Source organism: Nocardioides sp., from assembly GCF_035703625.1.
GTDB lineage: Bacteria > Actinomycetota > Actinomycetes > Propionibacteriales > Nocardioidaceae > Nocardioides.
Genome location: NZ_DASSXS010000076.1, coordinates 1 through 13121, shown reverse-complemented (window position 1 = coordinate 13121; position 13121 = coordinate 1). Strand labels below are relative to the sequence as shown.

Below are 13121 nucleotides of genomic sequence, written 5' to 3'. Positions count from 1 at the left end.
ATGGGCAACACGGTGATCTGGAAGCCCTCGCCGACCCAGCAGCTCGCCGCGTCGATGACCATGCAGCTGCTCGAGGAGGCAGGGATGCCGCCGGGCGTGATCAACATGCTGCCCGGCGACGGGATCGACGTCTCGAAGGTGGCCCTGGCCCACCCCGACCTCGCGGGCATCCACTTCACCGGCTCCACGCCGACCTTCCAGCACCTGTGGCGGACCGTCGGCGAGAACCTCACCGGCTACCGCTCCTACCCGCGGATCGTGGGGGAGACCGGTGGCAAGGACTTCGTCGTCGCCCACCCGTCCGCCGATCCCGACGTGCTGCGGGTCGCGCTGATCCGGGGCGCCTTCGAGTTCCAGGGCCAGAAGTGCTCGGCCGCGTCGCGGGCCTACGTCGCACGTTCGGTGTGGAAGAAGATGAAGGACGACTTCCTCGCCGAGGTCGAGGCCATCACCATGGGCGACGTCACCAACCTGTCCAACTTCATGGGCGCCGTGATCGACGACCGGGCCTTCGCCAAGCACAAGGCCGCCATCACCCGGGCCAGGCGCAACAAGAACCTCGACATCCTCGTCGGCGGCCAGATCGACGACTCGGTCGGCTGGTTCGTGCGGCCGACGGTGATCGAGGGGACCGACCCCACCGACCAGATGTTCTCCACCGAGTACTTCGGCCCGATCCTGTCGGTGCACGTCTATGACGACGACCGCTTCGAGAAGGTCGTGACGCAGATGGAGTCGATCGCGCCGTACGCCCTGACCGGGGCGATCATCGCCCAGGACCGGCGCGCGATCGCCTGGGCCAGCGAGCAGCTGCGGTTCGCCGCCGGCAACTTCTACGTCAACGACAAGCCGACCGGAGCCGTCGTCGGCCAGCAGCCCTTCGGCGGGGCCCGCGCCTCCGGCACCAACGACAAGGCCGGCGCACCGGTGAACCTGCTGCGCTGGACCTCGCCGCGGTCGATCAAGGAGACGTTCGTCCCGCCGAAGGACTACCGCTACCCCTACATGGGATAACCCGGGGACCAGTAGCCACCCCGCCCAGCACGAACCGGGCGGGGGCAGAGGCCCTGTCCGCATGGGAGGATCGGGCCGCGATGACCCCACTGCACATGGGTGCCCTGCACCCCTTCGAGTTCGCGCTGACGCTGCTGCTGGCGTTCGGCCCCTTCGTCCTGCTCGGCGCCGTGATCGTCGTACGACGCCGTCACGACCGGCTCGACGCCGCGGCGAAGGCCGAGGAGTCCGCCGCCCGCGAGCACCCAGTCAGCTGAACACGGGCAATCTGTCGGTGGCCGGGCCGAGGTCGGTGCTCTCGTCCGGGGTGGGCGCGGCCCGGCCGGTGGCGACCAGCGCGACGCGCTCGTCGTTCCACTCCGGCAAGGAGTGCTCGAGCAGCGCCTCGACGACCCGTCGTACCTCCCGCAGGCCGGCCGGGGACGGTGGCGGGAGCGGCAGATGCGCGATCAGGTCGAGGTGGTGCAACGTCGCCTCGACCGCCAGGGTGCTCCCGAGGTCGGCGACCGTCAGCGCGTGGCCCTGGGTCGAGACCACAGTGGCCGGGTCCGCGCCCGCGACGGCCCGCCCGGCGGCGGCCGCGGTCTCCAGGTAGGCCGAACGCAGCGCCGCCCAGCTCCGGGTCCCCGACTCGATCCGGGTCGCCCGCCGCGTCAGCTCGTCGCGGTCGGCGTCGACACCCCAGCCGCGCCAGTAGGCGACCGAGTCACAGTCGGGCGCGGCGGCGGCAGGCGAGTGCACGGCCACGAGGGCCCGGCTCGCGTCCGCCGCCAGGTGATGGACCAGGTCTCGCACGCACCAGCCCCGGCACCCCGTGGGGAACCATGCCGCGTCGTCGTCGACGGCGGCCACCGCGGCCGCCAGGGCGCCGTAGGCGACAGCAGCGAGGGGCTGGTCCGCGGTCACCGGGCGAGGTAGTCGCGGCCGACCTTGTTCTCGGCCTTGAGGGCCTTGAGCAGCAGGTCGGCGATCAGGCCCTCGATCTTGCCGCCGACCAGCGGGATGTTGACCTTGACCGTCAGCTCGACCGTCTCGGTGGTCACCCCGCCGGACTCGGAGAGCCGCGCGGTGCCTGCCATCTCGCCAGGCTTGCCGGGGATCGTCACCGTGATGTCGCCGTCGGTCGGCGACTCCCACGACTCCTGCTGCACGATGTTGATCTCGTCGCCGACGAACTTCCTGGCGAACGACGGGATGCCCTCCGCGGCCTGGACCTGGTCGATGGTGACCTGCATGCCGTTGTCGTCGGAGTCGATCGACACCATCACCCGCTTCACGCCCTGGAACTCGCACACCTCCTCGCGGAAGGTCGGGTCGGCGAGCATCTCGGCGACCTCGGCCATCGGGGCGTCGTAGGTCAGGTCGTGCTTCAGGCGCTTGCTCATGAGTCGCTGCCCTTCAACCAGGCCATCCCGACCTGGCGCTCGGTGTCCATGCCGTCCCGGACCTGCTCGGCCATCAGGTTCTCGAGCTTCCCGCCGATCAGCGGGACCTTCGCCTTGATCTCGAGCTCGACCACCTCGACGGTGCCCTGTCCGTCCGGCACCAGCTCGATCGTGCCGGCCATGCTGGTCGGCTTGCCGACGGCATCGATCCGCAGGGTGCCGCCGGTGGCCGCCGGCCACTCCTCGGTCTGGATCACCCGCGTGGTGTCACCCGCGATCTTCTTCGCGAACGACGGCAGTCCCTCGGTGCGCTGCACCTGATCGTTGGTGAGTGTGAAGCCGTCACCGTCCCGCTCCAGGGTGATGTCGGCCGAGACGACATCGAGGGCCTCGCCGACCTTCTCCCGGAACGCAGGATCGGCCAGCATCTCGAAGACTTCGGCGGGGCTCGCGTCGTACGACAGCTCATGGCGGAACTTCATGGGGGCCATCATGTCGGAGCGGTGCACCGGCGGCTACGACCCGTCGCCGTGGGCCGTGTTGTGCGGGTCACGGCCGAGTCCTAGGGTCAGAGGGTGACGACCTCGCTGGACCGGGAAAAGACGGAGCTGCTGTCCCGGGCGGTCGAAGTGGCGCGTCACCGGAAGGGCACCGGCGGGCCACCCCACGACTCGGTCGAGTCACTGCTGAGGTCCTACTACCGGCACGTGGCACCCGAGGACGTCACCGACCGCTCCGACGTCGACCTCTACGGTGCCCTCGCCTCCCACTACCGGCTGGCCGGCAACCGTCCGCAGGGTACGGCGCGGGTGCGCGTGTTCACCCCCACCACCACCGAGCACGGCTGGTCGGCCGGAGGCCATTCGGTCGTGGAGGTCGTCACCGACGACATGCCCTTCCTGGTCGACTCGCTGACGATGGAGCTCTCCCGCCAGCAGCGCGAGGTGCACGCGGTGATCCATCCGCAGTTCGACGTCCTCCGCGACATCACCGGCGAGCTGCAGGAGGTGAGGCTCGTCGACGACACCTCCCCGGAGGCTCCCCAGGGTCTGCGCGAGTCCTGGATGCACATCGAGATCGGCCGGGTGGCCGACGACGACGACACCGCCGAGATCGAGGAGCTGCTGCAGAAGGTCCTCCGCGACGTCCGCGAGTCGGTCGAGGACTGGGAGAAGATGAGGGCCCAGGTGCTCTCGATCGTGGACGAGCTCGACGAGTCTCCGCCGCCGCTGTCGGGCGCCGAGGTCGAGCGGGGACAGGAGCTGCTGCGCTGGCTCGCCCAGGACCACTTCACGTTCCTGGGCTACCGGGAGTACCGCCTCGAGTCGGACGGCGACGACGAGATGCTGCGGGCGGTGCCCGGCACCGGGCTGGGCATCCTGCGTTCCGACCAGGACATGTCGAGCTCGTTCGGCAAGCTGCCGGCGCCGGTCAAGGCCCGCGCCCGCGAGAAGACCCTCCTCGTGCTCGCCAAGGCCAACTCCCGTGCGACCGTGCACCGCCCGGCGTACCTCGACTACGTCGGGGTCAAGAAGTTCGACGACAACGGGGAGGTCGTCGGTGAGCGCCGCATCCTCGGGCTCTACTCGAGCGCCGCCTACACCGAGTCGCTGACCCGGATCCCGTTGCTGCGCGAGAAGGCGAGCGAGGTGCTGCGACGCATCGGCTTCGATCCGCGCAGCCACGCCGGCAAGGCGCTGATGGACACCCTCGAGACCTATCCGAGGGACGAGCTGTTCCAGACCCCGGTCGACGAGCTGGCGCCGATGGCCGAGGCGGTCATGCACGCCCGCGAGCGCCGCCAGGTCCGGATGTTCCTGCGCCGCGACACCTACGGGCGCTACGTGTCGGTCCTGATCTACCTGCCGCGCGACCGCTACAGCACCTCGGTGCGGGAGAAGTTCGGCGCGATCCTCAAGGAGGAGCTCGGCGGCGAGAGCATCGAGTTCAGCGCCAAGGTGGGGGAGTCGACCACCGCCAACGTGCACTTCGTGGTCCACCCGCCCGAGGGCAAGCAGATCGTCGACGTCGACCAGGGCGACCTCGAGCGCCGCCTGACCGAGGCCTCGCGGTCCTGGCGCGACGACTTCCTCTCCGCCGCCCTGCTCGAGTACGGCGAGGACGCCGGCTCGCGGCTCGCCCGGCGGTATGTCGACTCGTTCCCCGAGGCCTACAAGGAGGACTACCTGCCGGCGACCGCGGCCTACGACCTCGGGCGCCTGGAGGCCTTCGGCGAGGACGACGGCATCGACCTCTCGCTCTACGAGCAGATGGATGCCGCCCGCGGCGAGGCCCGGCTCAAGGTCTTCCGCATCGGCGCACCGCTGTCGCTGTCGGAGATCCTGCCGATGCTCTCCTCCATGGGCGTCGAGGTGATCGACGAACGCCCCTACCAGCTGGAGGGGCTGGGTCGACCGACGTTCATCTACGAGTTCGGCCTCCGCTACGGCGAGGAGCTGCCGAAGAAGGCGCGCGAGCTCTTCCAGGACGCCCTGCGGGCCGTCTGGGACGGCTACAACGAGATCGACGGCTTCAACGGGCTCGTGCTCGACGCCGGCCTCACCTGGCGGCAGGCCACCGTCCTGCGCGCCTACGCGAAGTACATGAAGCAGGGCAACTCCCCCTTCGCCCTGGACTACATGGAGAACGCGCTGCGCCTCAACGTCGAGCTGACCCGGCTGCTGGTCCAGCTCTTCACCGCCAGGTTCGATCCCGGCAAGAACGACCTCTCCGCCGACGCCGAGGCGCGCACCTCCCGCATCGAGGCGGTGGAGGAGAAGATCTCGCACGCGCTCGACGAGGTGGCGAGCCTCGACCACGACCGGATCCTGCGTTCCTACCTGACGCACATCAAGGCCACGCTGCGCACCAACTACTTCCAGCGGGACGCAGACGGCCGGCCGCACCCCTACATCTCCTTCAAGCTGGAGCCGTCGGCGATCCCAGACCTGCCGCAGCCCCGGCCCCGCTACGAGATCTTCGTCTACTCCCCACGCGTCGAGGGCGTGCACCTGCGCTTCGGGTCGGTGGCCCGCGGTGGACTGCGCTGGTCCGACCGCCGCGACGACTTCCGGACCGAGGTCCTCGGCCTGGTCAAGGCGCAGATGGTCAAGAACACCGTGATCGTGCCGGTGGGGGCCAAGGGTGGGTTCTTCTGCAAGCAGCTGCCCGACCCCGCCAACCGCGACGCCTGGCTGGAGGAGGGGGTCTCCTGCTACAAGACGTTCATCTCCGGCCTCCTCGACGTCACCGACAACCTCGTCGACGGCGAGCACGTCGCACCGGCGCGCGTCGTACGCCACGACGGCGGCGACTCCTACCTCGTGGTCGCGGCCGACAAGGGCACCGCGACGTTCTCCGACATCGCCAACGGCGTGGCCAAGGACTATGGCTTCTGGCTGGGCGACGCCTTCGCGAGCGGCGGCTCGGTGGGCTACGACCACAAGGCCATGGGCATCACCGCCCGCGGCGCGTGGGTGTCGGTGCAGCGCCACTTCCGCGAGCGCGGCATCGACTGCCAGGCCGAGGACTTCACGGCGGTCGGCATCGGCGACATGTCAGGGGACGTGTTCGGCAACGGGATGCTCTGCTCGGAGCACACCCGGTTGGTGGCGGCCTTCGACCACCGTGACATCTTCCTCGACCCGGACCCCGACGCGGCGACGTCGTACGCCGAGCGGCGTCGGCTGTTCGAGATGCCGAGGTCGAGCTGGCAGGACTACGACACCGACCTGATCTCCGAGGGCGGCGGCGTGTTCCCCCGCTCCCTGAAGTCGATCAAGCTCAATGCGTCCATCCGTGCTGCCCTCGGCATCGACGAGGACACCACCACGATGACCCCCGCGGAGCTGATGAAGGCGATCCTCCAGGCGCCTGTCGACCTGCTCTGGAACGGCGGGATCGGCACCTACGTGAAGGCCTCGTCGGAGACCCACGCCGAGGCCGGCGACAAGGCCAACGACCAGATCCGCATCGACGGCAGCGACCTGCGCGCCCAGTGCGTCGGCGAGGGCGGCAACCTCGGCCTCACCCAGCTCGGCCGGATCGAGTACGCCCAGGTCGGGTGTGAGGGGAGCGGCGGTCGGATCAACACCGACTTCATCGACAACTCCGCGGGCGTCGACACCTCCGACCACGAGGTGAACATCAAGATCCTCCTCGACAAGGTGGTGGCCGACGGCGACCTCACCGAGAAGCAGCGCAACCACCTGCTCTCGGAGATGACCGACGAGGTGGCCCACCTCGTCCTGCGCGACAACTACGAGCAGAACCTCTCGATGGCCAACGCCGCAGCCCACGCGCCCGGCCTGCTCCACGTCCACGAGGACTGGATGAAGAGGCTGGAGCGCGACGGCGTACTGAACCGTGAGGTCGAGGGCCTGCCCACCTCGCGGCAGGTACGCCGGCGCATGGACCGCGGCGGGGCCCTGACCAGCCCCGAGCTGGCGGTCCTCCTGGCCTGGACCAAGATCGTGCTCGCCGACGAGCTGCTCGCCTCCGACCTGCCCGACGACCCCTACCTGCACATCGACCTGATGGGTTACTTCCCGACCAAGATGAAGGAGGGGTTCGAGGCGCAGATCGCGAAGCACCCGCTGCGCCGCGAGATCATCGTCACCCAGGTGGTCAACGACCTGGTCAACGGCGCCGGGATGACCTTCTGGCCGCGCCTGGCCGGCGAGACCGGTGCGTCGGCGGCGGAGCTGACCCGGGCCAACTTCGTGGCCCGCGAGATCTTCGCCTCCCTCGAGCTGCGCGACGAGCTGAAGACCTACGACAACAAGCTCGACGCCGACGTGCAGACCCGGATGCGGATCGAGATGCGCACCCTCGTCGAGCGGGCGTCGCGGTGGCTGGTCAACAACCGGCGGCCCCCGCTGGACAGCCAGGCCACGGTCGACTACTTCAGCGAGACCGTGCAGATGGTGGTGGTGCAGCTACCGGAGCTGATGACCGGTCGGGAGCTGACGGCGTTCGAGGAGCGTCGCGACCGGCTGATGAGCAAGGGCGTGCCGGAGTACCTCGCCTCCCGGGTCGCGGTGCTCAACGCCGCCTACATGTTGCTGGGCCTGGTCGAGATCGCCAACCGCGAGAAGCTCGATCCTGCCGAGGTGGCCCGGCTCCACTTCGCGCTCGGCGAACGGCTCGGGCTGCCGGTCCTGATGCAGCGCATCCTGGCGCTGCCCCGGGAGGACCGGTGGCAGACGATGGCCCGCGGAGCGGTCCGCGACGACCTCACCTCGGTGCACATCCAGCTCACCGGGCAGGTCCTCCTGTCGACCGACGCGGGGGACTCGGTCCCCGCCCGCGTCGCCGCGTGGGAGGACGACGACCAGGTCGTGGTCACCCGCGCGGTCCAGACGCTCGAGGAGATCTGTGCCGACGACTCCGCCGACCTCGCCCGCATGTCGGTCGGGCTGCGCGTCGTTCGTGGCCTGCTGAAGTCGGAGTGACCCGGTCCGTCTCCGAACGGGCAGGTCGTTACGCTCCGGGCATGTCTGAGCCGAGTCCGACAGGGGTTGCCGGGACCGTTCGCGCCATCACGACCGGGCAGGCCACCGCCGCAGGCGTGGTCGAGGCTGCGATCGACCGGATCGGGGCCCTCGACCCGGCGTTCAACGCCTTCTCCGTCGTGCGCCCGGACGAGGCGCGCCGGGAGGCGCTCGCTCGGGACGAGCAGCTGTCCGGGGGAGAGCCGGCCGGGCTGCTGCACGGCGTACCCGTCGCGATCAAGGAGGAGGTCGACGTCGCCGGCTACGTCACCACCTTCGGTGGCGACGCGAACTCGACCCCGGCGCGCGCGGACGCGGAGATCGTGCGTCGGCTCCGCGAGGCGGGAGCCGTGATTGTCGGCAAGACGACGATGCCGGAGTTCGGCGCGTTCCCCTACACCGAGTCGGTCTCGCGCGGCGTCACCCGCAACCCCTGGGACCCCACGCGGACCCCGGGCGGCTCCAGCGGAGGTACGGCGGTCGCCGTCGCCACGGGCATGGTGCCGGTCGGGATCGGCGGCGACGGCGGCGGTTCGATCCGGATCCCCAGCGCCTGCTGCGGCCTGTTCGGGCTGAAGCCGCAGCGGGGCCGGGTCACCACCGCCCCGCATCCCCACCTGTGGTGGGCACTCGGCACGGCCGGGCCGCTCTCGCGCAGCGTCCTCGACAGCGCGATCGTCTACGACGTCATCCGCGGCAGCGTGGAGGGCGACCTCTACCGGGCCGGGGAGTCGGGCTCGTTCGTCGAGGCCGCCGGGCGCGAACCAGGCCGCCTGCGCATCGGGTGGACCGCCAAGCCGGTGACGCTCGGGGTGCGCCCCGACCCGCTCCACGTGCAGGCCCTCGACGACACCGTCCGGCTGCTGTCCGACCTGGGACACGACGTCCGCGAGGTCGACCCGCGCTACCCCGATCCGACCTCCGCCTTCGTGCCGCAGTTCTTCGCCGGCATCCGCGGCGAGGCCGACCTGGTCGAGCACTACGAGCGGCTGGAGCGTCGGACGCGGGAGACCTGCCGGCTGGGCTCCTGGGTGACCCCGCGGGTCCGCCAGTGGGCGCTGGACCGCACCGAGCAGGTGTCGGTGAAGGCCAACCGCGTCTTCGACGACGTCGACGTCCTGCTCACCCCGGCCATCGCCCACCGCCCGCCGCCGGTCGGCATCCTCGGCGGCCGCGGCACGGTGTCGTCCTCGCTCGCCGCGATGCCCGCGATCGCCTACGCGGCGCTGTGGAACGTGGCCGGCAACCCGGCCGCCTCGGTCCCGTGCGGCATCGCACCCGACGGGCTCCCCACGGCCGTCCAGCTGGTCGGCCGCACCGACGACGAGGTCACGCTGCTCAGCCTGTCAGCCCAGATCGAGGAGGCACGACCGTTCCCGACCTGGACACCGCTCCCGACCCCGGTGGGCTCGTGACCGGCCTGCTCCTGCAGACGCCCCGGGCCCGCGCCCGCCGGCTGGTCCGGCGCCTGCGCCACGACGACGCAAGCCCGCTGGCCGACCGGGTCGTCCTGGTCTCCGGCGCCTCCTCGGGGATCGGCGAGGCGACGGCACACGCTGCCGCTGCCCGCGGGGCGACCGTGCTGCTGGTCGCGCGGCGGGGCGACGAGCTCGCGCGGGTGCAGGCGGAGATCGAGACGGCGGGAGGGCGGGCGGCGACGTACCCCTGCGACCTGACCGACGGCGACGCCGTGGACGCCCTGGTCGAGCAGGTGCTCGACGAGCACGGCGCCGTCGACTACCTCGTCAACAACGCCGGGCGCTCGATCCGGCGGTCGCTGGAGCTGTCCTACGACCGGTTCCACGACTTCGAGCGGACGATGGCGGTCAACTACTTCGGGCCGGTGCGGCTCACGCTGGGGCTGCTGCCCGCGATGCGGCGCCAGGGCTTCGGCCACGTCGTCAACATCCTGTCCTGGGGTGTGCAGCTGAAGGCGCCGAAGTTCGCTGCCTACCTGGCCTCCAAGACGGCGCTGGACACGTGGTCGCGGATCGCGGGCCGGGAGACCTACGCCGACAACGTCACCTTCACCAACATGCGCTTCGCGTTGGTGCACACCGCGATGGTGGTGCCCACCGACAACTACGAGGACCGGCGTGGGCTGACGCCCGGGCAGGCCGCGGAGCGCGTGGTACGGGCGCTCGAGGACCGCCCGCTGACGGTGGACACCCGGGTCGGGCGGGCCGGCGAGCTCCTGAACATCGTGGCGCCCCGCCTGAGCGACGCGCTGATGAGCCGCTTCCACCGCAGCAGCCCGGACTCGGCAGCGGCCCGAGGGAGCGCCTCCGCCAGGTCCAGCCAACCCTCCCCGCCGGTCAGGTCCCGATCACCCCGCCGTCGTCCTTGGTGATGACGAGGGTCGCGGCCCGCGGGGTCGTGATGCCGTCCTCGTGCGGCCACTGGCTGGGCGCTCCGGCCTCTCCGGGGTGCTGGATGTTGACGAACATCGTGCGCTGGTCGGGAGTGGTCACGACACCGGTCACCTCACAGCCCACCGGGCCGGTGAGGAACCGTCGAAGCTCCGGCGCTCCCTCCGCGTCGGTCACGTAGGGGTTCGCCGCCAGCATCTGGTCGTTGGCCCCGAGCGGCTGCGATCCGTCGGTCTGGATCCAGACCCGCCCGTCGTCGTCGGACCAGATCCCGTCGGGGGACCCGAACGCGTCCTCGGCGGCGATCGTGGATCCGTCACCGCTGCCCCGGCCCTGACCTGCCAGCAGGAACAGGTCCCACTCGAACGTCGTCGAGGTGTGGTCGCCGTCGGCCTCGTGCCACCGGATGATGTGGCCCCAGGTGTTCGGCTTGCGCGGGTTCGCCGCGCTCAGCACCTTGGCTTGGCTGACGTTGTTGGTCAGGGTGAGGTACACGGCTCCGGTGCGTGGGTCGCAGGCCACCCACTCCGGCCGGTCCATCCGGGTCGCGCCGACGGCGCTGGCCGCCAGCCGGGTCTTGACGAGTACGTCGCCCTGGTCGGCGAAGCCGTTGTCGGCCGTCAGGCCGGGCCTGCCGTGGACCAGTGGCAGCCAGTCTCCGGTCCCGTCGTCGTTGAACCGCGCCACGTAGAGCACACCGTCATCGAGCGGGCTCCGGCCCCTGGCGCGGGCGGCATGCCAGCTCTCGTTGCTGACGTACTTGTAGACGTGCTCGTTGACTTGGTCGTCACCGGTGTAGACGACGACGAGGTCGTCCTCGGTGACCTTGACGTAGGCGCTCTCGTGCTTGACCCGGCCCAGCGCGGTGCGCTTGACCGGAGTGGAGCCGGGGTCGAACGGGTCGATCTCGACCACCCAGCCGCACCGGTTGGGCTCGTTGGGCTCCCCGGGCGTGACGACGAACCGTCGGTCCTGGGTGGCCCAGTTGTTGCGGTCCCCACCGACGCCGTACCGGCTGGTGAGTGCCTGCTGCTCGGCGGTGTAGGTGCCCGGGTCCACCCGGAAGTAGTTGTTGAAGTTCTCCTCGCAGGTCAGGTAGGTGTTCCAGGGGGTGACCCCGTGGGAGCAGTTGTTGAAGGTGCCCAGCGGGGTCCGGCCGAGGGGGTCAGCCGACGTGCGGAGGAGTCGATGGCCGGCGGCCGGGCCGCTGAAAGCCATAGTCGTGTTGGCGGTGATCCGGCGGTTGAGGCCGGAGCGGACCACCGACCAGTGTCCGTGGGACTCCTCGACGATCTCGACGACGGACACGCCGTGCGCTGCCTGGGACTTGCGGACCATCTCGAGCGTCCATGACTCCTTCGGCGGCACCGTGGTGGTGCCGGTCTGCAGATAGTTCTCCTCGGTGAACTCGTGGTTGACCGCGAGGACCCCTCGCCGGCTGCCGCGCGGGCCGCGCCCGGCCGGGAAGAAATGCATGCCGTCGTGGTGCATGCCCGCCTGCTGCTCCTGCTCGGCGGCGGTGTTGCCCCCCGGCACGAACGCGGGGTAGGACCCCGTGACCGGCGTCCCCCACGGGATGAACGCCCGGGCGGTGTAACCCCTGGGGACGACGACCTCGTCGGCGAAGCCGAGCGGAATGGGCTCGAAGCCGAGGAGCCGGGCAGCGTCCGCGCCTGAGGCGGATCCCGCCGCCGCGGGCCGAGCGAATGCGTTGGTGGTCAGGAAGGCGGCGGCCCCGGCCATCCCGCCGGCCAGGACCGAGCGGCGCGAGGCCCGGCGGGCCACCACCTCGTCGAAGCTGGGTCCGCCGGACGGGTTGGTGCTGAAGTCGTCCGGGTCGATGTGAAGGTGTGGAGCAATCATGGGTTCCCTCCCCCGAGTGGTTCCGCCAGACGGCGGCTCCGGGTCATGATCACTCCGGTCCAGACCAGATGGAAGGGCCCGTAGGGGCCATTTCTGGGCCCAACCTCGACGCCGGGGCCGCTCCTCAGCGGGGTTCGGCGTCAGCCGAAGGGCGCCTAGGTGAGCATGGCGACCGCTGCCACGACGCCGGCCACGACGATGCCGGCCCGCAGCGCCGGGGCGGGAAGCCGCTGCCCGATCCGGGACCCGACGTACCCGCCGACGATGGAGCCGCCGGCCAGCAGGGCGATCGCCCTCCAGTCCAGCTCCGCGACGACGACGAAGATCGCTCCGGCCACCACGTTGGCGGCCATCACGGCCAGGGTCTTGAGGGCGTTGACGACGCGGAACTCCAGGTCCAGACCCAGGCCCAGCACGGCCATCATCATCACCCCGGAGCCGGCCCCGAAGTAGCCGCCGTACACCCCGGTCGCGGTGGCGAAGGCGGTCGTGACCGGCGACATCCGCGTGCGGTCGGGAGGTACGTCGTCGCCGTGCCGCGCGCGGAGGAACGCGGAGATCCTCGGCTGCAGCCCCACCAGCACGCAGGTGAAGAGAATCAGCCAGGGCACGACGGCCTCGAACACCCCGGGCGGCAGCGACAGGAGCAACCACGCGCCGGCGATCGCGCCGACGGCGCAGGTCACGAGCACGGCACCAGTGACTCCTGGATGCTCCCGCAGCTGGTGGCGGTAGCCCCACGAGCCGCTGACCGCGCCGGGCGCCAGGCCGACCGTGTTGGACGCGTTGGCCACCACCGGAGGGATGCCGACCGCGACCAGGACCGGGAAGCTGAGCAGGGAGGCCACCCCGACCGTGGTGGTCAGGATCCCGGCGCCCAGGCCCGTGGCGAGCACGACGAGCTGGTCGAGGACGGACACCGGGCCAGTATTGACGCGAAACGGGTCTCGCGATTGTCTGGTCCAGTTGGGAGACCATGATCCCGGTCACGTTCCTCA

At 70.7% G+C, this 13121-nt stretch carries 10 protein-coding genes; 5 read left to right on the top strand and 5 right to left on the bottom strand.

Annotated features, from left to right (window positions below; genetic code table 11):
* Positions 1-1014, top strand: a 1014-nt coding sequence (locus tag VFN12_RS03980; protein WP_325117294.1) for an aldehyde dehydrogenase family protein, incomplete at its 5' end; no start/stop codon positions are given.
* 80 nt (positions 1015-1094) lie between these two features.
* The gene (locus VFN12_RS03975) at positions 1095-1271 is read left to right on the top strand and encodes a hypothetical protein (protein WP_325117293.1); all 177 of its coding nucleotides are present in this window, start codon (positions 1095-1097) and stop codon (positions 1269-1271) included.
* Here the strand turns inward: VFN12_RS03975 and VFN12_RS03970 are convergent.
* The 3 genes from VFN12_RS03970 to VFN12_RS03960 are packed head-to-tail and all read right to left on the bottom strand — an operon-like array spanning position 1264 to position 2881.
* The gene (locus VFN12_RS03970) at positions 1264-1920 is read right to left on the bottom strand and encodes a maleylpyruvate isomerase N-terminal domain-containing protein (protein WP_325117292.1); all 657 of its coding nucleotides are present in this window, start codon (positions 1918-1920) and stop codon (positions 1264-1266) included. The genes VFN12_RS03975 and VFN12_RS03970 overlap by 8 nt on opposite strands.
* Entirely contained in the window at positions 1917-2399 is a 483-nt protein-coding gene (locus tag VFN12_RS03965; RefSeq protein WP_325117291.1) for a DUF2505 domain-containing protein, read from the bottom strand. Before VFN12_RS03965 ends, VFN12_RS03970 begins: the two co-directional genes overlap by 4 nt.
* Positions 2396-2881 carry a DUF2505 domain-containing protein gene (locus VFN12_RS03960; RefSeq protein ID WP_325117290.1) on the bottom strand — a complete coding sequence of 162 codons (486 nt, stop codon included), beginning with the start codon at positions 2879-2881 and terminating at the stop codon, positions 2396-2398. The genes VFN12_RS03965 and VFN12_RS03960 overlap by 4 nt, the downstream gene beginning before the upstream one ends.
* Before the next feature lie 93 nt (positions 2882-2974).
* Between VFN12_RS03960 and VFN12_RS03955 the strand changes: the two genes are divergently transcribed.
* The 3 genes from VFN12_RS03955 to VFN12_RS03945 are packed head-to-tail and all read left to right on the top strand — an operon-like array spanning position 2975 to position 10241.
* On the top strand, positions 2975-7852 hold the full coding sequence (locus VFN12_RS03955) for an NAD-glutamate dehydrogenase (RefSeq protein ID WP_325117289.1): 4878 nt from the start codon (positions 2975-2977) through the stop codon (positions 7850-7852).
* A 41-nt stretch (positions 7853-7893) separates the two neighbouring features.
* Positions 7894-9306, top strand: coding sequence for an amidase (locus VFN12_RS03950; RefSeq protein WP_325117288.1), 1413 nt, complete (start codon positions 7894-7896; stop codon positions 9304-9306).
* Positions 9303-10241, top strand: a complete 939-nt coding sequence (locus VFN12_RS03945; protein WP_325117287.1) for an SDR family NAD(P)-dependent oxidoreductase — start codon at positions 9303-9305, stop codon at positions 10239-10241. The genes VFN12_RS03950 and VFN12_RS03945 overlap by 4 nt, the downstream gene beginning before the upstream one ends.
* Here the strand turns inward: VFN12_RS03945 and VFN12_RS03940 are convergent.
* Together VFN12_RS03940 and VFN12_RS03935 are read right to left on the bottom strand one after the other, a co-directional pair.
* Entirely contained in the window at positions 10207-12123 is a 1917-nt protein-coding gene (locus VFN12_RS03940; protein WP_325117286.1) for a PhoX family phosphatase, read from the bottom strand. The two genes, VFN12_RS03945 and VFN12_RS03940, sit on opposite strands and share 35 nt — an antisense overlap.
* Before the next feature lie 155 nt (positions 12124-12278).
* Positions 12279-13043 carry a sulfite exporter TauE/SafE family protein gene (locus tag VFN12_RS03935; protein ID WP_325117285.1) on the bottom strand — a complete coding sequence of 255 codons (765 nt, stop codon included), beginning with the start codon at positions 13041-13043 and terminating at the stop codon, positions 12279-12281.
* Between the last annotated feature and the right edge of the window lie 78 nt (positions 13044-13121).

Bases quoted from the DNA above. Each gene is read 5' to 3' on its own strand.
- VFN12_RS03960 (WP_325117290.1), bottom strand. From the start codon at position 2,881: ATGAAGTTCCGCCATGAGCTGTCGTACGACGCGAGCCCCGCCGAAGTC.
- VFN12_RS03965 (WP_325117291.1), bottom strand. From the start codon at position 2,399: ATGAGCAAGCGCCTGAAGCACGACCTGACCTACGACGCCCCGATGGCC.
- VFN12_RS03950 (WP_325117288.1), top strand. From the start codon at position 7,894: ATGTCTGAGCCGAGTCCGACAGGGGTTGCCGGGACCGTTCGCGCCATC.
- VFN12_RS03975 (WP_325117293.1), top strand. From the start codon at position 1,095: ATGACCCCACTGCACATGGGTGCCCTGCACCCCTTCGAGTTCGCGCTG.
- VFN12_RS03940 (WP_325117286.1), bottom strand. From the start codon at position 12,123: ATGATTGCTCCACACCTTCACATCGACCCGGACGACTTCAGCACCAAC.